This window comes from Haloarcula rubripromontorii (assembly GCF_001280425.1).
Lineage (GTDB): Archaea > Halobacteriota > Halobacteria > Halobacteriales > Haloarculaceae > Haloarcula > Haloarcula rubripromontorii.
The window spans coordinates 262,171-287,414 of the sequence record NZ_LIUF01000001.1 but is presented as its reverse complement, the minus strand read 5'-3'; the positions used below and the strand labels follow the sequence as shown (position 1 = coordinate 287,414).

Genomic DNA, 25,244 nt, shown 5'->3' with positions numbered 1-25,244 from the left:
CAAAAATTCGGAGCTGAGCAACGACCGTCAAACGAGTCCCTGATGAGAGAGCGAATTATTCGTGTTCTTCCTGTAACCGTTCTCTTGCGCGCTCAAAAGCAAGTTCGAGAAGATCATCGTCCATATCGCTGTTCTGGTTGCTCTGCTGGATCTTCTCGTATTCCTTTTGAACTTCTTCGTGGTATTCCTCCAACGACACACCGAGTTCACGGTGGATTTGCTTCCGTTCCGTGACTTCGAGTCGACGTTTTTCGTACTGTGAGCCGTCAGCCTGTTTCCACACCCTCAGTCCATCGTCCGTGATACGGTACTTTCCTCGATCAAGTTTTTCAATCAGTCCGCCTGCTTGCATAGAGTTGAGACGGTTAGAAACACCCTCCCGTGACCGACCGATGTTCTCCGCGATGATCGACGGCGAGAGTATCAGCTCGAAGCGCATGACTTCCAAGATCTCGAAGTCCATGTCGGTAAGCCAGTCCCAATCGTCGCCGTTCTCGTCCATAGTACGGCTTCATAGGCCTCATATAAAAGATGTACACGAAATAGACCGCAAGTAGTGGTAGCACCGAATACGTGTTCACGAATTAGTGAAAACAATTAAGTGGTAACCAGAAGATGGCTAAGATGGAGCCGCCCAGTTGGTCGTTGATGACTCTGGCCGGGAAGTAACGAAGGGCCGTGCTGGAACACGGCCCCGAGGTGGCTCCGGTGAAACGATGGAAACCGAAACCAGCGCGGGAGTGGAGTCCCGCACGGCAAGAAACGACGCACGGAGTGAAAAGACCGCTGGTAGCTCGTACACGGTCTACCGCGTCCACTGTCCGGATTGCGGACACTCGAAGGAGTGTAACAACCGTGCTGACGCTGCTACCCGGCAGCGAAAGACGCCCTGTCCGAACTGCGACCGGATGATGGGCGTCACAGAACTGCAGCGGCCCGGTGACAGCGCCGAGTTTCGTCTCGCTTCTCAGGCTGTTGCAGCTGCTATCGATGCACAGCGAAGCGTATCCGGTGACGACGTTCCCAGTGTCAATGCGATTCTGGAAGCCATGGGACGCAGTCCCTACGGCTACCCGTCCGATGGTGGTCCGACGGCCCTCACCGCGAATCAGGCGGCCCGCACTCTCGTTGAGGACGGTGCGCTATGAGCGACGACCGACTGTACGTCTGCGAAGCCTGCTCGAACGTGACGTTCGAGCCGGTTCGCGTCTGTCCGGCGTGCGGAAACCACGGTGAGCCGCTGTCGCTCGCGTTCACCTTCGAGCGAGGTGAACAATGAGCGACGACGACCTCGACCCGATCACGCCCGAGGCGGCGCTGACGTACTACCTCGACGCGCGGCGCTACGACCTCCGCGACACGACGATGCGAAGCCACGAGTCGCGGCTCCGGTCGTTCATCGACTGGCTGCAAGACGAGGGCATCCAGAACATGAACGACGTGGACCTCCGAACGGTCCATGCGTACCGCGTCTACAAGCGAGAGGACAACGGCGACGACGACACCTGCAACGACGTGACCATGCAGGGACAGGTGTCGACCGTCCGCCGGTTCCTCGATCACCTCGTCGACATCGACGCCGTGCCTGAATCCCTGCCAGAGCGGATACGGCTCCCGAACGTGAACGGTGACGGCTCGGACGATACGCAACTCGATTCCGGACGCGCAAACGCGATTCTGGACTACCTGAGAGAGTACCGATACGCTTCGGCAGAACACGTCACGCTGCTGCTGATGTGGCGGACCTCGGCCCGACGTGGTGGCGTCCGTGCGCTCGACCAGGAAGACTTCGACGCCGACGAGCGTGCGCTCTGTTTCCGGCATCGACCGGATACAGGCACACCGCTGAAGAACGGTGACGGTGGTGAGCGTGACGTATCGCTTTCGGCGCACGTCGCGGCGGTGATCGAGGACTACATCGACAGCCCGAACCGCCACGACGTGACCGACGACCACGGGCGATCTCCGTTGGTGACTACCGAGTTCGGTCGACCGTCAGTAACGACGTTCCAGAACTGGGTGTACCGGCTGACTCGTCCCTGCGTCATCGGTGAACCCTGCCCGCACGATTACGACCCGGAAACCTGTGAGTTCAACACGCACGACCGCGCGAGCGGTTGCCCGTCATCGGTGTCACCACACGCAGTTCGGACCGGTTCGATCACGGCCCACCGCGATGCTGGGACGCCGCGCGAGGTCGTCAGTGACCGCGGTGACGTGAGCGAGAAGATTCTCGAAAAGCACTACGACAAAGCGTCGAAGCGCCAGCGGATGCGTCGACGCCGCGACCACCTGCCGGAGGAAATCTAACGATGATTACCGACTACCGAACCCGACCGCAAGGCCCGATTGCTCAGACCGCGTTGGCCCACTGTTCTCGTCTCGAACTATCGCCCGCACAGTTCTGGCTGGCGGCAATCCGCCGGCATACCGACGATCACTCGCTCAGCAGTCAGGGTAAACGACACAGAAAGCTTTCCTTCTGGTTGTTTGTCAGTGGCTATATGCGACGACGCCAGTTCCTCGCAAGTGGAACAGCCCTCCTCTCGGTCGCTGTCGCCGGCTGCGGTCACCCCGCTGTTGTACTGGACATGGACGACGCGACGGCGGCCGACATCGCTGATGAAGTTTCGATGTCGCCCAATCCCGAATCAGCGGAATATACGGTCGTCTCGGCGGCCATCGAAAACGGCTCTGCAACGCGCCGGGGCCGACACGAACTGTTCGACCGGACCGATACTGTCCGGATTGACGATGCTTTCTACGAGGTTTCTGAGACGCCGCTCGAAAGCAACGAAGCGACCGTGTACGAGGTACGACTCGATTTCGACCCAGGCGATTCGACGGCTGACATCGGCACGGTCGATTACGAGGAGCTACCGGAGGTGGACCGACAGCGTCTTGACCCGATTATTTCAGACGACAACCCGCCCAGCGGGGACGGATACGACGTGGGTGTCGGGTATGGTACCGCCGAGGAAGTGGGCGACAGTTCGGTGTTCGTTCCAGAACAACAGTACGATATTATCGTCCATGACGGCGACCGATACCGGGTGATGGTTAGCACGCGAACGACGACAGAGACCGAATACCGGTACGAGGCGGCGGAAGTTGCGTCGGGTGTTGACTCGTTCGCTGACCAGCTCAGAGACAGATACCTGTTCAGGCTCACTGGCCTTTCTGAAGCCGAGCGAGAAGTCGTCGAGGAAGCCATCGACGGCGGGTACTTTCAGGACGACGAGGCCTTCCGGGCGGTCACTGACCGCATCCGGGAACACGATGGGATCGAGGTTTCAGATAGCTACGGGACGTGGCTTCTGGCCTACGAACAGGTCGAGTATCTCACGTACGTCGAGTGGTAGTCAGCGGCCACGGACTGAGCCGCTGCGTCGGGCCACCCGAAGTTCGGCATCTCCATCAGGTGTCGGTTATACGGACCATCGAAATCCACCGCACACGCGAGCGGACAGAGCGAAGTGTGTTCGGTGTGTACATCGCTTCAATCGGTGCGTTCGTCGGTGAATTCGTCGAACAGGTCAGCAACACGCCCCTCGATTTCATCTCGGATTTCTCGAACCTGCTCGATTGACTGCCCGTGTGGGTCCTCTAGCGCCCAATCGCGAACTGCGACGTCAGCGTCGAGATCGAGCGTCGAACACCCCATTGTCGCAACGACGGTGCAACTGTTGAGTTCGTCGTTCGAAACCGCTTGCGGGACCCGGTCAGATAGGTCGATGTCGAGGTCGGCCATTGCCTCGATGACCTCCGGATGCACTTCGTCCGCAGGGTCTGTGCCGCCGGTCAGGATTTCGACTCTCTCTTCGAGGCCGCGACGGGTACGTTCTCGCTCGGCGAACGCTGCGGACATCTGGCTGCGGCCAGCGTTCTGGACGCAAACGAACCCGAGCTTCAGGGGCGTCTCAGTCATCGGGTAACCGTTCCGAGCCACCGACATAACCCTTCCTAAGACCGCTATTGTGGGCTATATATCCGAGCCGCGTCACCGTTTGGCACCAGCGGTTTGCGAGCCGACCCCCGAGTAGTCCGCCCTGTGTACGTATAGTCCCTCCACATTGAGGGGGCAGTTCCTTCAGCTATCCCAGTCCGTGGCTGAATACATGCCGGAGTACCGCTTCACGTGCCCGAACTGTGATGCGTGTGCAACGGTCGACGGCGGCGTTCGGGAGCGCCTGTTGGTTGTTGGCTGCCCAGTGTGTGCTGGAGCGGTTGACACCCCGGCGTTCGTTGAGGTCTCCCCACGCGACACCGGGAGTCTCTGAGTCCTGCCGCTGACACAACGGGCTATCGAGGACCGAATACTGAGAGCGGGAATCGAGTGGCCGCGCTGACAGACCCGAGTCCCCGTCAGAAATCGCTTAACTGCGACTGAAGCCCGGCGACGAGTTCGGATTTTCGCCGTAACTGCCCGAGACTGACGGGGAGTTGCTCAGCGATAGCCGTCAGCGTCTCCCGGAAGGACTGGGCGGTCCCGGGGTCCCCGTCGAAGGCATTGCGGACGCCCTCGCGCACCTGCCAGACGCCGACCGGTGCCCAGTAGTCGTCGGTTATCTCCCGCAACACCAGGCACTTCGCCTGTCGGTCACGTTCCTGGAGGTGTTCGAGGACGCCGAGCCGTGCCGCGTAGTACGCTCCGGCGGTCTCCTCGACGTAGGCGGTCCGCCCCTCGTAGCCCTCGTGGGCACTCGACATGTAGTAGCCAGTTTCGGGCCGTGGGTTCCAGACGCTCTGGGGCGCTTTCATTTCGACGAGTTCGAACTCCCAGCGGCCGGGCGCAAGCACGACCCAGTAGCGGTTCCCCATGTACTCGTTGTACCACAGCTCCGGCTTGTCGATAGTGTTGGCGTTGCGGAGCGTCCCGCGGACGTACTGGCCGACCGTGTCGTCGACCGCCGTAATCGACCATCGCGTCGGCACCAGCGACCGTTCGCTGGCCTGCCCGAGCGCGCCCGCCGAGAGGATGGTGTTGATGTCGTACACGTCGAACCCCCGGCGGTACAGGTACGCCATCGCGCCCTCGGCGCGCCAGTCGTCGTCGGACAGCGTCTTCTCGACGGGCCGGGGGACGTGGGGGTTCTCGGCCAGGTCGGCCCCCGTCGCGTGTGCTCGCGGCCCCGTCGGCGTGCCCACGTCGTCGAACTCCACGTCCAGTTCTGGCGTGCCGTCGAGTCCGACCTCCACGTCGACGGGATGGTCTGCGATGGCGACCTCTCGCTGGACGCCGACGAAGCCGTTCCAGACGTCGTGGACGCCGCCACCACGCCCGCTACCGGAGCTAACCGAATCCACCGACGCCGTCTGTGTGGAGTTGACCATCCCGGTCCGGCGCTGGAGCACGTCCTCGATGCCCAGTCCCTCCTGATACCAGTCGCCGCTGGTCGCGAACCCGGCAGCGGCGGCGTCGGTGTCGACCGGGGAGAGCAGGCCCGTGGAAACGTTGGGGTATCCGGAGCGTCCGACGAATATCTCCGGGGCCGTCGACCCAAACAGCGAATCGCCCTGCACTGCGGCCTCGAACTGTTGCTCGACGTCTTCGAGGTGGTCCGTGATAGCGTAGGACTTCTCCGCCGCGAGCCGCCGCCGCTGTGCGGCTTCGTCTTCTTCGAACCCCTCGATGAACTCGTCGAGTTGCATCTGTCACGCCTTCGGCCCTCCCCGATAAGAACCTTTCCGGCGGTCCGTGGGAGAGCAACTCTTACAGGGTTGGGTTGAGTAACAACAGGTGATATAAATCATGGTAAATACAACGAAGTGGGTCCTGCTCGGCGCAACGCTGGTCAGCATGGGTGTCGTATTCGTCTCGGCGCTTATTCCGGTCGCGTACCAGCAGGCACTGGTCAACCTCCTTGTCGGGGAACTCGCGGCTCTCACGCTCGCCCATTCCACGTACCGCGTTTCGTCGGGGAAACAGGTGAGCCCAACCGCAGCGGCGATAGCCATTCTGTCCGGCATCGTCCTGTTTCTCTCACCCATTCTCATCGAGCCTGTCGACCCCATCCTGTCGATAATGTTTGCTGCCGGAGCCGTTGTCACCGTCGGCGGGCTGGTCGGTGTCTTGGGTCGGTTCTTGGGCGGTGAAGAGGGCCGACAGACCGGTGCCGAACGTATCAGAAGCAAAGCCGGGAACTGAGAGACCGATCACAACGTCTATATCGACGGGTCAGCCACCCTCGGACAATGCCGGTTATCGAATGTGACGAGACGACGGCCCGCGAGCGACTGTCGGATGCGGGACTCGACATCCAACAGGGAAACACCGACCACGAGCGCTGGCGCGTCGAATACGCCGGCGCGACGGCGGTCGCCTATGACGGCAAAGTCGTCGTGCAAGGTGAGGGGACCGCACAACTTGAGGCCCTGCTGCGCGGCAATGATGGCGGGCGCGTCCATGCGTACTTTGATGGTGCATCGCGTGGTAATCCGGGCCCGGCCTCGGTCGGCTACGTGCTGGTCGACGACAGCGGGATCGTCACGGAGGGTGGGGAGACGATCGGAACAGCGACCAATAACCAAGCGGAATACAAAGCGCTCATCCGCGCGGTCGAAGTCGCACGTGAGTACGGGTTCGACGATGTCCACATCCGAGGCGATTCTGAGCTTATCGTCAAACAGGTCCGTGGTGAGTGGGATACGAACGACCCAGAACTGCGCGAAAACCGTGTTCGCGTGCGTGAACTGCTGACCGACTTTGACGACTGGCAGATAGAGCACGTTCCACGGGAAATAAACGACCGGGCGGACGAACTAGCGAATGACGCACTTGACGATGACTGACCTGCCGACAGACGTGGCTGAACAGGCCGAACGGCTGACCAGACTCGCTCGCGAGGCGGTCGACGATGCCGAGGCCGACGCCTACAGGACCGAACGCGACGACATCCTCGCCGGGTACGACTACACTGCCCGTATCAGGAACGACGAGACGGGTGACGTGCTCGTCTGCCATCCCGTTGAATGGGTCGAGGACGGCGTCATCCGTCCGGAGCGGGTCGACGACATCGACCGCGGCGTCGAAATACGGCTTTCAGGTCCCGGCGACCCGGACGAGTGGGCGGAGATCGACGCTGCAAACCGGGCCGTCGTAGAAGCTGTGACCGACGCACACGGTGAGACACACGGCGCGAACGCGGAGCTACTCGCAGACTTCATGGGCAACCACTACGCGAAACCGATCTCCGAGGCAACGCCGGACGAAATCCAGGAGTTTCGGGACGAGTACGTCCGACGAAATGCGTGGCCAACTGCGGAACAACAGTCGGTGCTCGAGCAGTCGATCCGTCTCACTGTGGAAGAAGCCGGTGGCCGCGTTCCCGATGCGTAACTGGTCGGTACGCCCGCCGGTAATCAGTATCTGTTCTGCGTTAAGAGTTGATTAACAGTAGTTCGCAGGTGCCCAGGTGCGAGTCTACTGCTGTGCCGCGATCAGATCACGGAGTTCGTCGGCTCGACCGTCATCGGAGATGAACTTTCCGAACACCCATCCGAGCTGGTCGAGGACTGCGTCCTTGCCTGACTCTGTCAGGGAGTACTGGTTCGTTCGCTTGTCGAGTTCGCTCTTTTCGACGAGACCCATCTCGACGAGGTCGTCGAGGTTCGGGTACAGGCGACCGTGGTTGACTTCGTCGTCGTAGTATTCTTCGAGTTCGCGCTTGATAGCGAGACCATACCGCGGCTCTTCAGCGAGTATTACCAGGATATTCTGCTGAAAAGCAGTAAGCTCTTTTGCGATGCCCGGACTGTCAGTAACTGTTTGTGCCTCTGACATAGTTGGGTAAATGTCAGCAAGCTATTTAACACTTGTTAACTCCGGCGCACAACGCCTGCTGTGGGGCATTAACCACCATACAACTAGCAGGTACCATAGTGTTGTGTAACTTATATTATGCACTCTCGACAGAATAGCTTTTCCGATTAATTTGCTTTCAGATTGTCGTTTACAGGCGGTAAGTGTAATCTAAGAATATATCTGTAGTTAGATATTATTGGGTTATATAGCGCATAATACCGAACAGCTACGGCTATTACGAAAGGATTTTTTGACGGCGTCGCGCAGTCGCGGGTGATGACGAACCTCTGGGAAGACCTCGAAACTGGACCGAACCCACCCGAAGAAATCTACGCCGTCGTTGAGTGCCTGAAAGGCGAGCGTAACAAGTACGAATACGAGAAGGACATCCCCGGTGTCGTCCTCGACCGCGTCCTTCACTCGAACGTTCACTACCCGTCTGATTACGGGTTCATCCCGCAGTCGTACTACGACGACGAGGATCCGTTCGACGTGCTCGTGCTTGTCGAAGACCAGACGTTCCCCGGCTGTGTCATCGAGGCCCGCCCCGTTGCCATGATGAAGATGGACGACGACGGCGAGCAGGATGACAAGGTCATCGCAGTCCCGACAGAGGACCCGCGCTACGACCACATTGAAGACCTCGACGATATCCCACAGCAGACTCTCGACGAGATCGACGAGTTCTTCGCGACCTACAAGAACCTCGAAGAAGGTAAGGAAGTTGAAACCCTGGGCTGGGAGGACAAAGAAGCCGCAAAGGACGCTATTATCCACGCGCAGGAACTGTACGACGAAGAGTTCAACTGACGTCTCCGGGACTACCTTTCGCGGTTTCGTTCCACTGGCAGTGTATTTCCAGGGGTAATACCGGCAGGCATCTCCGATTATGTATGAGCATGGGTAATTTTTTGCCCGTGTGCACAGTATAGGTACGTGTATGGCTACTGACGACACCGACACGGCGCTGGACCACACGACTGTCGTTCCGCGAGTCGAGCGACGGTCGACACCTGGAATCGCACATCTAACTGTGGTTCCAGAGAACGCGGACCAGTCGCCCTGACCACTTTGCTGTGGCGATGATTTTGCCGCTTTCGGTGACGCGGCTCCGAAAAGAAGTTTCTTGTTCCTGACCTGACTAACGGGTCGTATGGGATTATTCGACCGGTTGAAAGGCGACGACGCACCGCGTGTTGCCTTCTTCGGCATCGACGGCGTACCGTTCAGCCTCATCGACGAACACCCTGACGTGTTTCCGAACCTTACGGAGATGGCGTCGGACGGAAGCGCCGGCCCCATCGACAGCATCGTCCCGCCCGAGTCTAGCGCCTGCTGGCCAGCGTTGACGACCGGCGTCAACCCCGGACAGACCGGCGTGTACGGTTTCCAGGACCGGGAGGTTGGCTCATACGACACCTACGTCCCGATGGGGCGTGACGTGCAGGCGACGCGGCTCTGGGACCGCGTCACCGACGACGGCCGAGACGCGACGGTGCTGAACGTCCCGGTAACCTTCCCACCGCAGCGGAACGTCCAGCGGATGGTGTCGGGCTTCCTCTCGCCCGGCGTCGACAAGGCCGCCTACCCGGACGAACTCCGGGACCACCTCCAGGACAACGACTACCGCATCGACGTCAACGCCAAACTCGGCCACGACGACGACAAGAGCGACTTCGTCGAAGACGCCCACAAGACGCTGGACAAGCGCTACGAGACGTTCAAACACTACGTCGAGCAGGACGACTGGGACCTGTTTTTCGGCGTGTTCATGACCACGGACCGGGTCAACCACTTCCTGTTCAAAGACTACGAGCGCGACGGCGAGAACCAGGAGGCCTTCTTCGAGTTCTACAAACAGGTCGACGCCTACCTCGGCGACCTGCGTGACCGACTCCCCGACGACGTGACGATGGTCGTCGCCTCTGACCACGGATTCACCTCGCTTGACTACGAGGTCCACTTCAACGAGTGGCTCCAGCAGGAGGGGTGGCTCGACTACGAGGACGACGACCACTCCGAACTCGGCGATATCAGCGAGGACACGAAGGCCTACTCGCTCATCCCCGGCCGCTTCTACATCAACCTGGAAGACCGCGAACCGAACGGCGGCGTCCCGCGGGACATGTACGAGTCCGTCCGCGCCGACCTCAAACAGCGTCTCGAAGAACTCGAAGGCCCGGACGGCAAGAAGGTCGCTGACCGCGTGGTCACCAAAGAGGACGCCTTCCGCGGCGACCACGACGACATCGCGCCGGACCTCACCGTCGTCCCGAACCACGGCTTCGACCTGAAAGCCGGGTTCAAGGGCTCCGAGGACGTGTTCGGCGTCGGGCCACGAAACGGCATGCACAGCTTCGACAACGCGACGCTGCTGGTCGACGACCCGGACGTTCGCATCGACGACGCCGACCTCTACGACATCGCGCCGACTATTCTCGACCTCCTCGATCACGACTTCGACCGCGCCCAGTTCGACGGTAGCAGCCTCGCCTGAGGCTCTTGCTGCGGTCGAGTGATTCTGAGACCCGGAGCAGTCAGAACAGGCCGTCCAGCTCGTCGTTCGTGAACTCGTCCGGGTCGGTCGTTGCGCCCTGTGAGTTCGCTGCTTCTTTGGCGCGATCCATGAACTCGTTGACCCGTTTGGACCGTTCGACGCCCGAAAGAACGATGAGCGACGCAACTTTATCCGAGCCGAGTGGGAAGTCCCCGCCCCGGACCTCCATACTCCCGGTCTCGTCTTCCACCCAGCGGCGCGCTCGTTCGATACCCTTCCGCGAGAGCCGTTCGGGGTCACCCGCGACGACGAGGAGGGCCGAGTCGGCCTTGACCGCGTTGGGCAGGCTCATGCTCGTCAGGAGAGCATTCCGGGTCACGCTGGTGATGGTATTGACGTTCTCGCCGGCGTCTTCGCTCGCCTCGGCGCTTGCGTACCCGATAGAGGCGATGCCGCCGCCCCTGAGCGTGTTGATGATTTCAGAGGAGTCGACGACACTTTCGCCGACCCCTTCGACTGCCTCGCCGGAGGCGAACAGCAGGCCGACGCGCTGTGAGATGGCGTCGTTGACGCGTTCGAAGCCGGCGGCGACGCTGTCGCCGCTGCCCCGCCAGGCGTCGTTGTCGACGAGCAGGAGGGAGTCCGCCTCGCGGGCAGCGGTCTTGAGCGACCGACCGGCGTTGGCCTGGTAGAGGCCGCCCTCGTCCCGGCCGGGGAGGATGCCGAGGACGTACACCGGCTTCTCGTAGATACGCTTGAGTTCGCGGGCGAGCATCGGTGCGCCACCGGAACCGGTGCCACCGCCGAGGCCGGCGACGACGACGATGGCCTCGGCCTCGGTCGTGATGCGACCGTCGAGTTCGTCGAGCACTTCAGTGGCGTTCTCCTGCATAATCTGGGCGCCGAGTTCGTTGTCACCGCCGACGCCGTGACCTTTCACGCGGTCCTGTCCAATGAGGGCTGTGTCTATATCGAGGTTCTGGAGGTCTGCTCGTGCCGTATTAACGGCGAGGGCTCCTCGAACAGCATTGAACCCCATGTCGTAATCGAACTGGGCAAGCGACTGGGTCACTTTCCCACCAGCCTGCCCGACACCAATCAGGACGACTTTCATACCAGATGTCTTGTGAGGCTGACTAATCAACGTTGTCCTCACGCCGTGAACGGGCGATAAGGAGGGTAAAACAGCTCTTGACCCGGAATACAGGGTGCGCCTACTCGACCTGAAGCGTGTAGATCCGTTTGCGAGCGTCGGCGAAGGAAAACCGGGACTCGATGACGCCGATCTCTTCGAGACGGGAGAGGGCGTACCGAACCGTCCGTGGCGGCAGTAGCGTCTCCTCGGCGAGCTGGCCCTGAGTCAGGGTTTCGTTGTATTCCAAGACTTTCGCGACGAGTTTCGCGCTCGGCGGGAGATCGCGGACGGCTTCCCATCCACCACTCTCATATTCGCTGTCGGTATCAGCGGACTGGATGTCGGATGCACTCATGGTACTACCACTGTATCCAATACAGGATAATAATATTTTCTGTTCGTAATTATGCTCTGTAGAAATGTTACGGCAAAAATCGCGGCCACGGACCTGGCTCCATGCCCGAAAGTTTACGGTCAGTACATCCGGTGTCACAGACGTGGACGAAGTCGAGGTCAGCACAGTCGTGTATGTCCCACCCGAAGACGTCTACGAGTTTCTGCTGGACTTCCCGGGCTACGCGCGGTACTCCGAGTACCTCGACCGCGTCGTCCAGGACGGCGACGGTTCGCCGGGGACGAACTACGACCTCGTGTTTTCGTGGTGGAAGCTCTCTTACACTGCGCGCTCGGAGGTAACTGACGTTTCGCCCCCGACGCGCATCGACTGGCGGATCGTCAAAGACATCGACGCCGAGGGGTACTGGGCGGTCGAGCCGGACCCGGACGGCGTCCCGGCGGACGTGGAGACGGCGTCACGGGTGCGGTTTCACGTCGCGTTCGACCCCGGGTCGGCATCGAGCAGTGCCATCGACCTCCCCCGACTCGTTTCGATGGACTGGGTTATCGAGAAAGTCAAGCCGCTCATCCGCAAGGAAGCGACCAAAATCGTCGAACGCGTCGTCGAGGACCTCGAAGGGCAGGAACGGGATGTCGACCTGGAGATTCACGCCGGCCCGGATTCGGTGTAACCCGGTGGCGGAGCGTTACTCGGGCGTCTCGTAGTCGCCGCCGTATCGGATGAAGAAATACGCGAGCCCGAGCGTCGCGACCATCACGAACGAGGTTGCGACACCGAGCGTTTTCGCGCTGTTTGGCACTTCCGGCGGGCCGGAGCTTCCACTACTACCGCCGCTGCCACCAGAGGACTTCGTTGGGTAGTCCGTCCCGACGACAACAGCCCCTTTCATCCCAAGCCCTTCGTGTGGCACGCAGACGTAGGGATAGATGCCGTCCTCCTCGAAGGTGTGTTCGTAGTTGACGCCGGCACTGGAGACGGCGCTCCCGGAGTCAAGCGGCCCCTCGCCGTCCGAGACGACGTTGTGGCCGCCACCGTTGCCCGTCCATTCGAACTGGACCGTTGCACCATTGTCGACGTGAATCGCGGGCGGACCGAAGCCGAAGGCACCGCCGTTGGCCTGCACGCCAACTTCCACTGTCGCCGTGTCCTGTCCGGTCGCGTCGGCGACCGAACCGTCGAAGTTCCCGACCTGGTCGAGGAACCCGCCGAAATCTGGCGGTCCGCCGCCGCCACCGCCGTCGCCGCCTTCGGTGCTTTCCTGTGCGGTCGCGGTGCCTGCTGCGGCCGACGCAGCCGTGGCCCCTGCCGCCGTCCGCAGGAAGCCCCGACGGGACACGTCCGCTCTACCGTCTGTCATACCTGACCGTTTGGGACTCCCCGTCCTGAATATGTCGGTTTCGAATCGGCGCAGCGCAATCACACAACAGTCACAGGTGCCGTGAAACATTTAACGCCGGTAGAACGAAACCACCGGTATGTCTACCGGAAGCCACGGGGTCGTCGGCGGGATCCGTATCGACCTCAATAGATTACACGAAACGTGGATGGAACTCGTGTATCCACGCCAGCGAAACGCTAACGACACCGTCCTCGGGACGTGGACACCGGACTCCTCGATCGGGCTGGCTCTCTATCACCTCTGGTCTGCGCTCGGGGTCCCAGTCATCGCGCTGGTGTATCCGCTAGTACTGTGTGGCGTCGTCCTTCGCTACCAGACCCGCCGCATCGACGGCACGGCGACCCGTCTGGGTGTTGTTGGCGTCGTTCTCCTTTCCGTCCTCGCCTGGGGCGGTCTGGCGGCGCTCGCGCGACTCGAACCGGGGAGCATCAACCTCGTGTCGGGTGGGTTCACCGCCGTTGCTGTCGCCGGCGGCGTTGCGACACTGTCGGCCGCACTGGCTGTCACGTTCCGGCGGGTCGGCGGCCGCGGGACGACGGTCGCACTGGCGTATCCGTTCGCTATGACAGCTATCTTCCTGCCGCCGGTCGTCGCCGCGCTGTACTCGACGACTGTCGCCTCGGTCGTCATTCCCGCAAGCGACTCGCTGTCTCGGTGGTTCCTCTACGAGGTGCTGGCCGCCGTCGGCGTCGCGGAGTTCTTCATCGAGAATTTCGACCGGGAAGGCATCGCCTACGTCATCATCTGGCTCGGTATCTCCATCCCGCTAGGGTGGGTACTCGGCGTGTTGGTGACGCTTGCGGACTTCGTCCGCCCGACTGAGTAACGGCAAAGCCCCGTGTAGACGACCTCGGCTCCGGCGACAGCCCGGTCTTGAGTTCGACGAGGTACTTCCCGAACGTCGTGGGATTTTGTCGTCTGACAGTGAGTCTTCAGACAGACCTATATCAGCCAAGACGCAGCCCTGCCGGTAACCGAGTGACATTGAAATCGGAGTAACTCAGGGTCGTTGGTCCGTGACCTCGCGGCCTGAGAGTGGTTACGGACTGGCGCGGAACTCGCCGTGTTTCATTCCGAAGAAGAACGCAACGACGGAGAAGACGATCATCGAGGGCAGCACCATCATGAACACTGTCGAGGACGTCATCACCCTCGTGAGCGCGACCGCCGCGACGGCGACAATCACGACGAGTGGGGCAACTGCTGACACGAAGTCAAAATCCATACGTCCGATTGTAGCCGGACGAATAAATTCTTTAAGAAAGCAACAGTGCCTTCAACGGACTGACCAGCGGGTCCGCTTCTTCCTCACATCAACACGGCGAGTGCCGCGTACCCGCTGAGCACATCAATGCCGAACGGCTGCCGGGTCGCTACGACGGTGTTGCGTCGCCCGGTCGAACAACGATTTCCTCTGGCACGTCCCCGTCAGCAACAGCGACATCCGCAGCCTCGTCGCCGCCGAACACAACTGTCGCACCGGTCCGCATCGGTGCGAGCAGTCCGGCGACGACCGCGCCTGCAGTTGTCATCGGTGCCCGAAGCGCGACGGTCGTCTCTGCGTCGATGTCGTAGTCGGCGACGACGCGGCCGCTTTCGGCCATGAGTTCGCCGTGCGTGTACGTCTTGTCAGCTGCCAGGACAGCGTCGTCAGGCGCGACCTCACCCGGTGGCTGAAGCGGGTTCTCGCTCCACAGTTCTCGCTCAAACTGGGCGATTGTCGGGTCATCGACCGGACCGCCGTAGGCCAGTCCCTTGGTTCCCGGTCCCTGCGCGTAGCGGTCGAGCCACGCTGCCGGCGCGACGAGCGCCGTCGCGTCGACCGCGTTCGGCGGGTCCATATCGACGATTGCGCCGTCGAGCGCCGCTGCGAGGAAGGCAAGCAGTGCGTCCGGGGCGTCCCGGAGGTAACCCGGTCGATCGTTGTCGGTTGGCTCTTTGGGACCGACAACGACGGCGACCCGCGTCCCGTGTCGGACGCCGTAGTGCCGCAGCAGGTTCCCACCTTTCCAGGCGTTCGTGGCGAAATCGGAGTAGCTGTACGGCGTCGCCCGCTCCGGCGAACGAAAGAGGACGCCGTCGCGGTCGCGGGCCTGCGCGACAAGGTCACCGAGTACCTGCATACGTCGTCGTTCGGTCCCACCGATGAAAAACAGCGCGGCCACAAAGCGGATGTGAGTGGGCTCCTCCACTGCCCGTAAATGAAACGACAACAACAGATCGCTGACGTACTCAGCCAGAGCGACATCGACACGCCGCCCGCCTACCGACTGCTCGATGTAGTGACTGAACTCGGGGATATTGCGGCCACAGTCAACGAGACGACCGGCTACGGTACTGATTCGGCCGCACTGTCGGTACGGGAGGAGGAACTCGGCGACGCTCTATTTGCACTCCTCGCGCTGTGCGTGCAACTCGATATCGACGCCGATGCCGCGCTTTCGTCGGCGCTTACGAAATACGAGGGCCAATCCGGAGCAAGCGAGACGTCGGAGAGTGACGGCTGACTACAGCGAGTTCTTCAGCTTTTCGAAGAAACCTTCCTCGACGTCGACCTCTTCGCCGCCGGCCTCCGCGAACTGTTCGAGGGCCTCTTTCTGTTCGGCATTCAGGCTGTCGGGTGTGACGACTTGCACCTGCACGTAGAGGTCTCCCCGGCCGCGGCGGCGGAGTCGGGGCATACCCTTGCCCTCTAGACGGAACACCTCACCGCTCTGGGTACCGCTTGGCACGTCGACCTCGACCTCGCCGTCCAGCGTCGGGACGGTGATGTTGTCGCCGAAGACGGCCTGCGGGAACGAGATGGCCTGTTGGTGTTGCAGGTCGTCACCGTCGCGCTCGAAGTCCGGGTGGTCGCGGACGCTCACCTCGATGAGCAGGTCTCCGTTCGGGCCGCCGTGTTCCCCGGGCGCGCCCTCACGCTCCATCCGGAGCGTCTGTCCGTCGGCGATACCGGACGGGATCTCGACTTCGAGGCTCGCGTCGTTCTGGACGACGCCGTTGCCCCGGCAGGTCGAACACGTTTCGTCGTACAGTGTCCCTTCGCCCTCACACCGGCGGCAGGTCGTCGTCTGCTGAACCCGTCCCATCGGCGTCTGCTGGACCTGTGTCGTCTGGCCCTGGCCGTTACACTCCGGACAGGTCTGTGAGTCGGCTCCCGGTGGATGACCGGCCCCGTCACAGTCGTCGCAGGCTTCCGGCCGAGTGACGTTCAGCTGCTTCGTTGCGCCGTTGTAGGCCTCTTCGAGGTCGATCTCTAGTCTCGTCTGGAGGTCCTGTCCCTGTCGCCGTCGGCTGCCACCGCGCCCGCCGCGGCCGCCGCCTCCGAAGAACTGGTCGAAGATATCCTGCATATCGAAACCGCCAGCGCCGCCACCGAACGGGTCCCCGCCCATCCCGCCGCGGCCGCCGCCACCGCCAGCGCCGCCGCGCTTCTCGGCCTGCTCGAAGCGCTCGTGGCCCATCTGGTCGTACATCTGGCGCTTCTCCTCGTCGGTGAGGACCTCCTTGGCCTTCTTGGCCTGCTTGAACTTCTCTTCGGCGTCGGGATCGTCGCTCACGTCCGGGTGGTATTCCCGGGCTTTCTCTCGATAGGCCTCCTTGATCTCGTCTTCGGAGGCGTCCCGAGAGACACCCAGTATCTCGTAGAAATCCTGACTCATTCGTTGTACAAGGCTTAGACGATTGAGCTACTTCAAAAGAACGGGTTACCGATTAGTCGTGTTCGGCCCGTACCGGGGCGCTTATTTTCGTGCCGGGGGAGGATTCGGGCAATGAGTCCTGAGTCGTCGCGTGGTCACCGGGGTCTCGTCACGGTCGAGCGAGTCGCAGTCTGGGGGCTCGCGGCGCTGGCCGTCGTCGGACTGGTCGCACTCGTCGTCGGCCCCGGCGCTGACCTGCGGACGGCGTCGCCGTCGGTCACCATCGACGGCCAGTTCGATGCCGAGGCGGGGACAGTCACGCTCACCCACACCGACGGAGACCGTCTCACGGACACCAGCACGCACGCGGTGGCGCTCGTCGTCACCGACACCGACCGGAACCGCTCGACTACGCTGACGTGGGCTGAGGCGGACCAATTGCCCGTCGGCTCCGGCGACACGGTCGTTGTTGACGACCCGCGCGTGGACTCGGACGGTGACGGGAACTACCTTGATGGCGACATCTCGGTCGGCTTCTATCTCGATAGCGGCGACACCGTCGCTGTCCGATGGACCGGCCGGCCGCTCGGTGCGCCCGACGAGCGGACGACGACGCTCGATACAGTAACGCTCGGGAATGAGACCGGCTGACTGTTTCCTCACAGGGAGCGCCGCCAGAGCGGTTCCGAGAAGCGTTCTTGGGCTTCGACGGTGGTGTTCCTTCCGCGCGCGCAGTCACAAACTGACAGACTCGGCTCGGACATACACGTCCCCGGTTCCGGTCACGGTTACTGCGTACTTGCCCAACCGAAACGAAAGCGAGACGGTACTGTCTGGCCCTGACGACTGAACAAATAGTTGATCGAGCGCGTCCGGATCGAGCGTTTCGATGAGCGGCGACAGCTCTGTGGCCTCCCGGTCAGCCGCGATTGCGACCGTTTGTACGACTGCTACTGACGGTGAGACCGCGTTCCAGTCGAACTCCATATGGAGCGTGTCCGGGTCGTCAGATGGCCGGCCGGGCTGGCTGTCGGACCCACTCATTACTAGAACTGTGTTAGTCAAACATATTAATTCTACGATTAATTTACAAGTCAGTTTTCGTATATATTGGAGAGGGCAACTAAGTTTGCTTGACCCGAACATCGACCCTCTTGTCGGGGCTGGAGCTGCATCGATACAGAGCCGCTCCGAACGTGACATCCTGTCGCAGCTGGACTGGCTCACAGTACAGTAACTTCTGAGGAGAACGCTCCGGTTAGACGACTCCTGCTCGGCAGTTCAACCACGTACAGACAGGCGACGAACGGTCACTTTCGCCACTGCACTTTGCTTCGACCACCTCACAGTACTAGACCGAACTGGCGTGACTGTGCCAGCCGGTCACAGTTCGGTGATGGCCTGCCAGTCGGTCAGCTTCCACTCCGTTATACTGACGAAAGCGATGTGATCTGCGTTATTCGTCTTCGTCGTCGACGTCTTCGAAGTCGGCGTCGACGTACTCCTCACCCTGTCCGGCCGCGCCGCCTGCTGCGCCGCCCGGTCCGGCAGCACCGCCGGGGCCGGCCGCGCCACCCGGACCAGCGCCCGCGGCGCCGCCTGCGGCCTGCTGGGCCTGATCCTGATACATTTGCTTGCCGATCTCCTGCAGTTCCTCGCTCAGGGTCTCGGTGACTTCCTCGTAGTCCTCTTTCGTGGCGTCCTCGTCTTCGAGGACCTCCTCGACGTCCTCGATTTTGGCCTCGATGTCGGCCCGGAGGTCGTCGTCTATCTCCTCCTCGTTTTCGTCGAGGAGCGTCTCGGCGCGGCGGACGGACGCCTCGGCCTCGTTGCGGGCTTCGATACGCTCGCGGCGCTGTTCGTCCTCTTCGGCGTGCTGTTCGGCCTCCTGTTGCATCTCCTCGATCTGCTCGTCGGAGAGACCGGCACCGCCTTCGATGGTGATGTCCTCCTTGTTGCCCGAGCCCTTGTCCTCGGCTTCGACGTTGACGATGCCGTTCTCGTCGATGTTGAACGACACTTCAATCTGGGGGGTGCCGGCGGGGGCCGGCGGGATGCCCGAGAGCGCGAACGCGCCGAGCAGTTCGTTCTCTTCGGCGATTTCACGCTCGCCTTGGAAGACACGGATCTGGACTTGCGTCTGGTTGTCCTGTGCGGTCGTGAAGATCTTCGATTCCTCGGTCGGGATGGTGGTGTTCTTGTCGATGAGCCGCTCGAAGAGGCCGCCCTTGACCTCGACACCCAGCGACAGCGGCGTCACGTCGAGCAGGACGATGTCGTCCACGTCGCCGGAGAGGACGCCGGCCTGAATGGCCGCGCCCAGTGCGACGGCCTCGTCGGGGTTGACGTTCTTCTTCGGTTCCTGCCCGGTCATCTCCTCGACCTGGTCCTGCACCTGTGGCATCCGCGTCGAGCCACCGACGAGGATGACCTCGTCGATGTCGCTTTTGGTGTAGTCCGCGTCGGCAAGCGCTTGCTCCGTCGGGCCGACGGTGCGCTCGATGAGATCCTCGGTCAGGGACTCGAACTTCGCACGCGTGATCTTCTGTTCGAGGTCCAGCGGGCCGTCGTCTGTGGTCGCGATGAACGGGAGGTTGATGCGGGTCTCCTTGCGCGAGGAGAGTTCGATCTTGGCCTCTTCGGCGGCCTCGGTCAGCCGCTGGAGCGCCTGCCGGTCGTCGCGGAGGTCGATGCCGTGTTCGGCCTCGAACTCGTCGGCCAGATAGTCGATGATGGCGTGGTCCCAGTCGTCGCCACCGAGGTCGTTGTCCCCGTTCGTGGCGACGACCTCGTAGACGCCGCCACCGAGGTCGAGGACAGAGACATCGAAGGTGCCGCCACCGAGATCGTACACGAGAACGGTCTGGTCGGACTCGTCATCGAGACCGTAGGCCATCGCGGCCGCGGTCGGCTCGTTGACGATGCGCTCGACCTCGAAGCCAGCGATTTCGCCGGCGTCCTTGGTCGCCTGGCGCTGTCGGTCGTTGAAATAGGCCGGGACGGTAATAACCGCCTTCTCGATCTCGTCGCCGAGGTACTCCTCGGCGTCGTGTTTGATCTTCTGGAGAATCATCGCCGAGACCTGCTCCGGCGTGTACTCCTCGCCGTCCAGTTCGACCGTGTAGTCGTCTTCGCCCATGTGGCGCTTGATCGACTGGATCGTCTCGTCGGGGTTCTTTACCGCCTGGTTCTTCGCCGGCTTCCCGACGAGTCGCTCGCCGTCGTCGAACGCGACGACGGACGGTGTTGTCCGCTCGCCTTCGCCGTTGACAATGATTTCGGGGTCGCCACCTTCCATGACCGCGAACGCGCTGTTCGTGGTCCCAAGGTCGATACCCAGAATCTTGTTGCTCGCCATCTTACCCGCTCATAGCGGATTGGGCCGGTTAAAAGTTGCTAGATGTACTGATTGGAAAAACGGACAAAGGGACCTCCTCCGGGCGGTTTTATACTCGATAGTCTTCTCTGACCGGTGATTATTTAATGTACCGCTATACGACCGCTATACCGTCGATATCGCCCGCTACTCCTCGCTCTCGCTGACCGTGACCTGCGCCTCGCGCAACACCTTGTCGGCCATCTCGTAGCCGGGCCGGTGGACGTCTGCAATGGTCCCCTCGGGCTGGTCGCTGTCGACGCGGGCCAGCACCTGCTGCTGTGTCGGGTCCACGTCCTCGCCGGGCTCGGGGTCGATAACCTCGACGTTCTCTGCGTCGAGTACGTCGTCGAGCTGGCGGAGCGTGGACTCGACGCCGCCCCTGATGTCCGTGTCCTCGTCCTGGTCGAGTGCCCGCTCCAGATTGTCTCGAACGTCGAGCAGACGCGTTACGAGGTCTTCGGTGGCACGCTTCTGTTCCTGCTCGCGGCGCTTGTCCATCCGCTTCTTGTAGTTCTGGAACTCCGCTTGCTTGCGTTTGAGCTTCTCCTCTAGCTCCTCGATGTCGCCGTCCTGCTGTTCGACCTGCGATTCGAGGCTGTCCACGCGCGTCCGTAGCGCGGAGAGTTCCCGGGCGATGTCTTCAGGATCCGATTCGGCGACCCGGTCGACCAATTCGTCGTCGATATCAAACTCGCCGAGGTCGACTTCGTCCGCATCGACGCCTTCCGGCGCGTCCTCGATGTCCGCGTCGTCCGCTTGCGCCTCGCTCGCGGTCGACTCCTCGGTCGCGGCCGCGTCGTCGGCTGCGTCCTGCTCAGTCATACCCGATAGAAGTCGTCACGTGGATAAAAGGATTCAGAAACGGTCTGGCGGTAACACTGGCCACCGACACGGCATCACAGCAGGAAGCTAACGACCATCAGGACGAGGAATACGACCACGAGTATTTTTGCGATTCGCATGCTGAGTCCCGCGATACCGCCCAGCCCAGCCAGTCCGGCGACGACAGCGAGGACGAGGAACAGCAACGCCAGTTCGAGGAACCCGCCGCCGGCCTGGAGCGGGACCGTGGTCAGTAGGTGCGTCATGACCGTATGCAACGCCTTCTCCCCCGTTTATTATACAGCCACTAATCAGGGGCCGACGGCGAACGCGCCGGGGTCGTACTGGAACCGCGTTCGGTAGGCCTCCCACTCGTCGAGTTCCTCGAGACGGTACTTGCCGAAGGTGGGATTCCGGACCAGCTCCAGTTCTGCGAGCCGTTCCTGAACCGGGTCGAACAGAGCCCCCCAGTCGAGTTCTCGGAGCGATTCGTCCGGGGTTTCATCGCTCTCGGTGAACGTCAGCCCGTCGTCGGTCCGTTCGATGGTCCCGTACTGGTACCGGCTCCAGACGGTGTACTCCCCGAACGGAACGGACTCAGCCGGCGGCGGCGGTCGGCGGTACTGTGCCTGGAACCGCTGGTGTGTCTCACCGCCACCCCACAGCACCCCGCGGGTAAGGAGCTTGATCCGCCGGTTGGCGTCTACGCCGCTGTTGTAGATGACACGTGCGTGTTCGTACTCACTGGACTGGAACTGTTCGGCGACGTCGTCGTCGTGGTGAATGTCGACCTCGTGCTGATATGGTAACGACGTTCGGAGGGCGCGTTCGAGTACCGAGACCGTCTCAGCGCCCCGGCGCAGGTCGTCGTACGGCCCTCTTCCACGCCACTGCGCCGGGTCGGCCTCGTCGGGGTCGACCCATCGGTCCATGCTAGTACTACGTGGGAGACGGTCTTAGTTTTTCCCGCGACGTACGCATACCCGCTCAGCACGACCGACGCCGGCACCGGCACGCCGACTTATACCAGCACGCGGTCGATTTCGACAACGAGGCCGTCATCTGCGTCTGGGTCGCCGACGAGTGTTCCGAGACAGACTGCAGCGCCGTCGGGAGTAACGGAGACGACCTGAGTCCCGATTTCGGGCGCCGCGTCGCCCACCTCGGCTGGTCCGACTTCGATGACGCCCGGCGCGTACACTGGCGCGCCCTCGGCGACTTCGCGGGCGGCGCTGGGCGCAATCGTGACCCGCGGCAGGTGGACCAGCGCGCGTTCTGCGGGCTGGATAATCTCGCGCAGTTGTGCTTCGTCACCGTCCTCAGCGAAGGCTATCGCGTCCACGAGGTCGTGCATTGTCGATAGCGACGCGTCGTCGAAGGTCCCCGTCGCCGTCCGTCGGAGGTCGCCCATGTGTGCCCCGGTCCCCGCCGCCAGCCCGATGTCGTGACACAGTTTCCGGATGTACGTGCCCGAAGCACACCGGACTCGCAGGAGCAGTCGGCGCTCACCCTGTTCGAGGATATCCAGTGCGTGAATCCGGCGAGAGCGCAGCTGGCGCTTCACCGCACTCTTCCGAGGTGGCTTCTGGTAGATGTCAGTCTCGAACTCGGCGACGATGTCCGTGATGTCTGCCGGGACCTGGTCGTGGAGTTCCAGCACAGTGACGTACTCCTTGACGGCGTCGTCGAACACCTGCGCCATCCGGGCGGCGTCGCCGAGCAACACGGGCAGACAGCCCGTCACTTTCGGGTCGAGCGTTCCGCCGTGGGCGACCCGGTCCTGGCCGGTGGCGTCGCGAATCCAGGCCGCGACCTGGTGGGCCGACGGCCCCGGCGGCTTGTCGAGATTGACGACGCCGAAGGACCGAAGCGAGTCGAGGTCGCGGTCGCCGGGCGGGTCACGGAGCGTCATCGGCTCAGAACTCGTACCGGATGTTCTCGACCGGTGCCTTCCCTTCGTCGCCATCGGGGCTGTACGACTCGACGGCATGGAGGGTCACGCTCAGGACGCCCTGTGGGTCCCAGCGGGCGGTGTTGACCGACAGGTCGTAGATAGAGAGGTCGTCGAAGTCGATGTCGTAGTAGTCGCTGTAGCGCTGGGCCTCGCTCTCGCCGCGCTCTTTCGTCTCGGTCTTGGCCTGCTCGAAGGGCTTGTTCTCCCGCGTCGCGATGCGGTCCGCGCGCACGTCCAGCGGCGCAGTCAGCCACAGTTTCATGTCGGCGTACTCGCCCGCCATCCAGCCGGCGAGACGGGACTCCAGCACGAGGTCGTCGCGCTCGGCGGCGATGTCCCTGAGCCGCCGGTCGAGGTCGCGGTCGATCTGGTCGTCCTCCTCGGCGGCTTTGTTCAGTTCGAGCGGTGTCATCCCGCGCTCTTCGGCCAGCGAGCGGAAGATGTCGCCGCCGCTGACGTGCTCGTAATTCAGTGCGTCGGCCAGACTCTTGGCAAGTGTACTCTTGCCGCTGCCGGCCGGCCCGGAGACGGTAATCAACATAGAGGTGTTCGGGTGGCCCCGATAGAAAGGGCTGTCTCTTCGTGCCTACCCGGTCGGCGTCGTCTCGACGTTGAGCGCCTTCCGGATGATCTGGGTGAACGAGAGCGAGCACAGGAAGTACCAGACAATCCACGCCTGGACCGGGCCGGCGATGCCGTTGCGCCACGCCTCGACCTCCCCGAAGATGGGGAGCGTAATCACCGGGCTCGCCTCGACGCCGGCTCCGAAGACGATCCAGTAGAGCCAGAGGAACAGCGGGATGTTGACCAGCATGATCCACACCATCGGGCGGAACTGCTGTTTGAACATCCCCATCTGGTCGGTCATCAGCTCCATCTGCTCCTCTTCGAGCCGGTCTAGAGCTTCCTGGTCGTCGCGTTCCTTCGCAGCCTTGCGGCGCTCTTTCAGGTCCTCCATCTTCTCTTGATGGTCACCCATCCCCGACATGTCCATGAGGTTGTCCTGCAGAATCGTCGAGGTAGTCCCGGTAATAATCGCAAGCACCAGGATGACGACATAAAAGGGGAGCATATCGTTGAGCGGCCCGAGGACGATATCGATGACCCCGCCCGCGATAACGTCCCGGACAGAAGTCATCGAGTAGCCGGCAAACAGGCCGAGCGTTCCGAGGCCGGCGAGCTTGTCCCACTTCGACCAGCCGCTGTCCTCGTCGTCATCGCTCGGTGCCGCGTCGGACTCTTCGAGCGCCTCGCGGACGCCCTCGGGGTCGTCGATGACGAACCCCTCGCCATCGGCGTCGATGAGCAGGCCGGACTCGATGAGCCGTCCCCACTCACCGCTCGTGAGGTCGTCACTCACGTCACTCCAGGTGACGGTCCCGTTCTCTTCGGCCGCAGCGAGCACCGTCGAGAGCGCGTCAGTCATTGCCTCGCCGTCTTCGGCGAGTCGTTCTACCTTCGGCGCGGTACGTGCCATTGTGTGTGCTTGAGTTGCGACGGCATATCAACGTTTTACTCTGACTGTCTCGACGATATCGCCCTCGAACGGTAGGTGCGCCGGGTCTCAGGCCGTCTGTGCGTCGACAGCGGCCTGAATCTCGCTCCAGACCTCGTCGGGCGTCTGCTCGCCGTCGACCGCGACGAAGCCGTCGTGGTCCTCGTAGTGGTCGATGACTGGCGCGGTGTTGTCGTCGAACACGTCCAGTCGGTTGCGGACGGACTCCTCGTTGTCGTCGTCGCGCTGGATGAGGTCGCCGCCACACTCGTCGCAGACACCCTCCTCCTCGGGCTGGTTGAACTCGACGTGGTAGTTCGCTCCGCAGTCGTCACAGACGCGGCGACCGGTGAGCCGGTCGACCAGTTCCTCCCGCGAGACATCGAGCGAGAGAATCACGTCGAGGTCGGTCATCCCTTCCAGTTCTTCGGCCTGGTCGAGGTTACGCGGGTAGCCGTCGAGGACGAAGCCGTCGGCCTGTGAGAGCGCTTCGTCGACGATAGCGTTGACCACCGCGTCGGGGACGAGGTCGCCCGCTTCCATGTACTCGCGGGGCGTGTCGTACTCGGTGTTCATGTCGCTAATGTCCATGTCCTTGTTCGCCCGGAGCGCGTCACCGGTCGTGATGTGTTCGACGCCGTACTCGTCGGCGAGGTTGGCGCTCTGCGTTCCTTTGCCGGCTCCCGGCGGCCCGAGAATCAGGATTCGCGGATTCGACATGGGCAGGGATTCTAAGGGGTCGGTTAAATGGTTGTCCAAA

The 25,244-nt window shown here is 62.2% G+C and carries 34 protein-coding genes; 15 read left to right on the top strand and 19 right to left on the bottom strand.

The features are described from left to right. Positions 1–55 precede the first annotated feature (55 nt). Positions 56–502 carry a hypothetical protein gene (locus tag AMS69_RS01520; RefSeq protein WP_053966337.1) on the bottom strand — a complete coding sequence of 149 codons (447 nt, stop codon included), beginning with the start codon at positions 500–502 and terminating at the stop codon, positions 56–58. Between the two features lie 214 nt (positions 503–716). On the opposite strand from AMS69_RS01520, the gene AMS69_RS01515 reads away from it, so the two are divergent. The 4 genes from AMS69_RS01515 (at position 717) to AMS69_RS01505 (ending at position 3,362) form a co-directional block, all read left to right on the top strand. Beyond that, positions 717–1,148 (top strand): hypothetical protein, encoded by a 432-nt coding sequence (locus tag AMS69_RS01515; protein ID WP_053966336.1) that lies wholly within the window; start codon positions 717–719, stop codon positions 1,146–1,148. Further along, positions 1,145–1,279: a zinc ribbon domain-containing protein gene (locus AMS69_RS21010; protein ID WP_255410815.1), complete on the top strand. Its 135-nt coding sequence runs from the start codon at positions 1,145–1,147 to the stop codon at positions 1,277–1,279. The genes AMS69_RS01515 and AMS69_RS21010 overlap by 4 nt, the downstream gene beginning before the upstream one ends. Continuing rightward, on the top strand, positions 1,276–2,310 hold the full coding sequence (locus tag AMS69_RS01510) for a tyrosine-type recombinase/integrase (RefSeq protein ID WP_053966335.1): 1,035 nt from the start codon (positions 1,276–1,278) through the stop codon (positions 2,308–2,310). Before AMS69_RS21010 ends, AMS69_RS01510 begins: the two co-directional genes overlap by 4 nt. Before the next feature lie 194 nt (positions 2,311–2,504). Next, a complete protein-coding gene (locus AMS69_RS01505) occupies positions 2,505–3,362 on the top strand; it encodes a hypothetical protein (protein WP_053966334.1) in 858 nt (285 codons plus the stop codon). 137 nt (positions 3,363–3,499) lie between these two features. Here AMS69_RS01505 and AMS69_RS01500 read toward each other — a convergent pair whose 3' ends face one another. Beyond that, positions 3,500–3,928, bottom strand: a complete 429-nt coding sequence (locus AMS69_RS01500) for an arsenate-mycothiol transferase ArsC (RefSeq protein WP_053966333.1) — start codon at positions 3,926–3,928, stop codon at positions 3,500–3,502. Positions 3,929–4,118: 190 nt separating this feature from the next. Between AMS69_RS01500 and AMS69_RS21235 the strand changes: the two genes are divergently transcribed. Continuing rightward, the gene (locus tag AMS69_RS21235) at positions 4,119–4,280 is read left to right on the top strand and encodes a DUF7560 family zinc ribbon protein (protein ID WP_420870610.1); all 162 of its coding nucleotides are present in this window, start codon (positions 4,119–4,121) and stop codon (positions 4,278–4,280) included. 85 nt (positions 4,281–4,365) lie between these two features. On the opposite strand, the gene nreA is transcribed toward AMS69_RS21235, so the two are convergent. After that, positions 4,366–5,652, bottom strand: coding sequence for a DNA repair protein NreA (gene nreA, locus AMS69_RS01495; RefSeq protein WP_053966332.1), 1,287 nt, complete (start codon positions 5,650–5,652; stop codon positions 4,366–4,368). 100 nt (positions 5,653–5,752) lie between these two features. Between nreA and AMS69_RS01490 the strand changes: the two genes are divergently transcribed. The 3 genes from AMS69_RS01490 to AMS69_RS01480 are packed head-to-tail and all read left to right on the top strand — an operon-like array spanning position 5,753 to position 7,339. Further along, positions 5,753–6,148: a hypothetical protein gene (locus AMS69_RS01490; RefSeq protein WP_053966331.1), complete on the top strand. Its 396-nt coding sequence runs from the start codon at positions 5,753–5,755 to the stop codon at positions 6,146–6,148. A 47-nt stretch (positions 6,149–6,195) separates the two neighbouring features. Next, the gene (gene rnhA, locus AMS69_RS01485) at positions 6,196–6,792 is read left to right on the top strand and encodes a ribonuclease HI (protein WP_053966330.1); all 597 of its coding nucleotides are present in this window, start codon (positions 6,196–6,198) and stop codon (positions 6,790–6,792) included. Continuing rightward, complete coding sequence (locus AMS69_RS01480) at positions 6,785–7,339, top strand: DUF7108 family protein (protein ID WP_053966329.1); 555 nt, start codon at positions 6,785–6,787, stop codon at positions 7,337–7,339. Before rnhA ends, AMS69_RS01480 begins: the two co-directional genes overlap by 8 nt. Before the next feature lie 84 nt (positions 7,340–7,423). On the opposite strand, the gene AMS69_RS01475 is transcribed toward AMS69_RS01480, so the two are convergent. Further along, a complete protein-coding gene (locus AMS69_RS01475) occupies positions 7,424–7,783 on the bottom strand; it encodes a PadR family transcriptional regulator (protein ID WP_004518536.1) in 360 nt (119 codons plus the stop codon). Positions 7,784–8,080: 297 nt separating this feature from the next. Between AMS69_RS01475 and AMS69_RS01470 the strand changes: the two genes are divergently transcribed. The 3 genes from AMS69_RS01470 (at position 8,081) to AMS69_RS01465 (ending at position 10,301) form a co-directional block, all read left to right on the top strand. Beyond that, a complete protein-coding gene (locus AMS69_RS01470; RefSeq protein ID WP_053966328.1) occupies positions 8,081–8,614 on the top strand; it encodes an inorganic diphosphatase in 534 nt (177 codons plus the stop codon). A gap of 130 nt (positions 8,615–8,744) precedes the next feature. Then, positions 8,745–8,870, top strand: a complete 126-nt coding sequence (locus tag AMS69_RS21005; RefSeq protein WP_274377996.1) for a hypothetical protein — start codon at positions 8,745–8,747, stop codon at positions 8,868–8,870. An 87-nt stretch (positions 8,871–8,957) separates the two neighbouring features. Continuing rightward, positions 8,958–10,301 carry an alkaline phosphatase family protein gene (locus tag AMS69_RS01465; protein WP_053966327.1) on the top strand — a complete coding sequence of 448 codons (1,344 nt, stop codon included), beginning with the start codon at positions 8,958–8,960 and terminating at the stop codon, positions 10,299–10,301. Positions 10,302–10,341: 40 nt separating this feature from the next. Here AMS69_RS01465 and AMS69_RS01460 read toward each other — a convergent pair whose 3' ends face one another. Both AMS69_RS01460 and AMS69_RS01455 read right to left on the bottom strand, forming a co-directional pair. Then, entirely contained in the window at positions 10,342–11,415 is a 1,074-nt protein-coding gene (locus AMS69_RS01460) for a tubulin/FtsZ family protein (protein WP_053966326.1), read from the bottom strand. A 100-nt stretch (positions 11,416–11,515) separates the two neighbouring features. Further along, complete coding sequence (locus AMS69_RS01455) at positions 11,516–11,791, bottom strand: MarR family transcriptional regulator (protein ID WP_053966325.1); 276 nt, start codon at positions 11,789–11,791, stop codon at positions 11,516–11,518. Positions 11,792–11,933: 142 nt separating this feature from the next. Between AMS69_RS01455 and AMS69_RS01450 the strand changes: the two genes are divergently transcribed. Then, on the top strand, positions 11,934–12,464 hold the full coding sequence (locus tag AMS69_RS01450; protein ID WP_053967008.1) for an SRPBCC family protein: 531 nt from the start codon (positions 11,934–11,936) through the stop codon (positions 12,462–12,464). A 15-nt stretch (positions 12,465–12,479) separates the two neighbouring features. Here AMS69_RS01450 and AMS69_RS01445 read toward each other — a convergent pair whose 3' ends face one another. Continuing rightward, positions 12,480–13,151, bottom strand: coding sequence for a halocyanin domain-containing protein (locus tag AMS69_RS01445; RefSeq protein WP_053966324.1), 672 nt, complete (start codon positions 13,149–13,151; stop codon positions 12,480–12,482). A gap of 118 nt (positions 13,152–13,269) precedes the next feature. Here AMS69_RS01445 and AMS69_RS01440 point away from each other — a divergent pair, with 118 nt between their 5' ends. Then, positions 13,270–14,019: a hypothetical protein gene (locus tag AMS69_RS01440; protein ID WP_053966323.1), complete on the top strand. Its 750-nt coding sequence runs from the start codon at positions 13,270–13,272 to the stop codon at positions 14,017–14,019. Positions 14,020–14,232: 213 nt separating this feature from the next. Here the strand turns inward: AMS69_RS01440 and AMS69_RS01435 are convergent, their stop codons facing one another. Beyond that, a complete protein-coding gene (locus AMS69_RS01435) occupies positions 14,233–14,418 on the bottom strand; it encodes a DUF7333 family protein (protein ID WP_053966322.1) in 186 nt (61 codons plus the stop codon). 148 nt (positions 14,419–14,566) lie between these two features. Continuing rightward, positions 14,567–15,316 (bottom strand): hypothetical protein, encoded by a 750-nt coding sequence (locus tag AMS69_RS01430; RefSeq protein WP_053966321.1) that lies wholly within the window; start codon positions 15,314–15,316, stop codon positions 14,567–14,569. A gap of 78 nt (positions 15,317–15,394) precedes the next feature. Here AMS69_RS01430 and AMS69_RS01425 point away from each other — a divergent pair, with 78 nt between their 5' ends. Further along, positions 15,395–15,700, top strand: coding sequence for a nucleotide pyrophosphohydrolase (locus AMS69_RS01425; RefSeq protein ID WP_053966320.1), 306 nt, complete (start codon positions 15,395–15,397; stop codon positions 15,698–15,700). On the opposite strand, the gene dnaJ is transcribed toward AMS69_RS01425, so the two are convergent. Next, on the bottom strand, positions 15,701–16,855 hold the full coding sequence (dnaJ, locus tag AMS69_RS01420) for a molecular chaperone DnaJ (RefSeq protein ID WP_053966319.1): 1,155 nt from the start codon (positions 16,853–16,855) through the stop codon (positions 15,701–15,703). Between the two features lie 111 nt (positions 16,856–16,966). Between dnaJ and AMS69_RS01415 the strand changes: the two genes are divergently transcribed. After that, positions 16,967–17,485, top strand: coding sequence for a hypothetical protein (locus AMS69_RS01415; protein ID WP_053966318.1), 519 nt, complete (start codon positions 16,967–16,969; stop codon positions 17,483–17,485). Positions 17,486–17,569: 84 nt separating this feature from the next. Here AMS69_RS01415 and AMS69_RS01410 read toward each other — a convergent pair whose 3' ends face one another. The 9 genes from AMS69_RS01410 to AMS69_RS01370 all read right to left on the bottom strand — a co-directional run bounded on the left by AMS69_RS01410 (position 17,570) and on the right by AMS69_RS01370 (position 25,204). Beyond that, a complete protein-coding gene (locus AMS69_RS01410) occupies positions 17,570–17,878 on the bottom strand; it encodes a HalOD1 output domain-containing protein (protein WP_053966317.1) in 309 nt (102 codons plus the stop codon). 412 nt (positions 17,879–18,290) lie between these two features. Beyond that, positions 18,291–20,192 carry a molecular chaperone DnaK gene (gene dnaK / locus AMS69_RS01405; protein WP_053966316.1) on the bottom strand — a complete coding sequence of 634 codons (1,902 nt, stop codon included), beginning with the start codon at positions 20,190–20,192 and terminating at the stop codon, positions 18,291–18,293. A 165-nt stretch (positions 20,193–20,357) separates the two neighbouring features. Then, positions 20,358–21,035, bottom strand: a complete 678-nt coding sequence (locus tag AMS69_RS01400; RefSeq protein ID WP_053966315.1) for a nucleotide exchange factor GrpE — start codon at positions 21,033–21,035, stop codon at positions 20,358–20,360. Positions 21,036–21,109: 74 nt separating this feature from the next. Then, complete coding sequence (locus tag AMS69_RS01395) at positions 21,110–21,301, bottom strand: DUF1328 family protein (protein ID WP_053966314.1); 192 nt, start codon at positions 21,299–21,301, stop codon at positions 21,110–21,112. 45 nt (positions 21,302–21,346) lie between these two features. Beyond that, positions 21,347–21,967 carry a hypothetical protein gene (locus AMS69_RS01390; protein ID WP_053966313.1) on the bottom strand — a complete coding sequence of 207 codons (621 nt, stop codon included), beginning with the start codon at positions 21,965–21,967 and terminating at the stop codon, positions 21,347–21,349. Between the two features lie 89 nt (positions 21,968–22,056). After that, complete coding sequence (locus AMS69_RS01385) at positions 22,057–22,947, bottom strand: RNA-guided pseudouridylation complex pseudouridine synthase subunit Cbf5 (RefSeq protein WP_053966312.1); 891 nt, start codon at positions 22,945–22,947, stop codon at positions 22,057–22,059. A gap of 4 nt (positions 22,948–22,951) precedes the next feature. Next, positions 22,952–23,530: a (d)CMP kinase gene (gene cmk, locus AMS69_RS01380; protein WP_053966311.1), complete on the bottom strand. Its 579-nt coding sequence runs from the start codon at positions 23,528–23,530 to the stop codon at positions 22,952–22,954. A 45-nt stretch (positions 23,531–23,575) separates the two neighbouring features. Continuing rightward, positions 23,576–24,466, bottom strand: coding sequence for a DUF106 domain-containing protein (locus AMS69_RS01375; RefSeq protein ID WP_053966310.1), 891 nt, complete (start codon positions 24,464–24,466; stop codon positions 23,576–23,578). Between the two features lie 87 nt (positions 24,467–24,553). After that, complete coding sequence (locus tag AMS69_RS01370; RefSeq protein WP_053966309.1) at positions 24,554–25,204, bottom strand: adenylate kinase; 651 nt, start codon at positions 25,202–25,204, stop codon at positions 24,554–24,556. Positions 25,205–25,244: the final 40 nt, after the last annotated feature.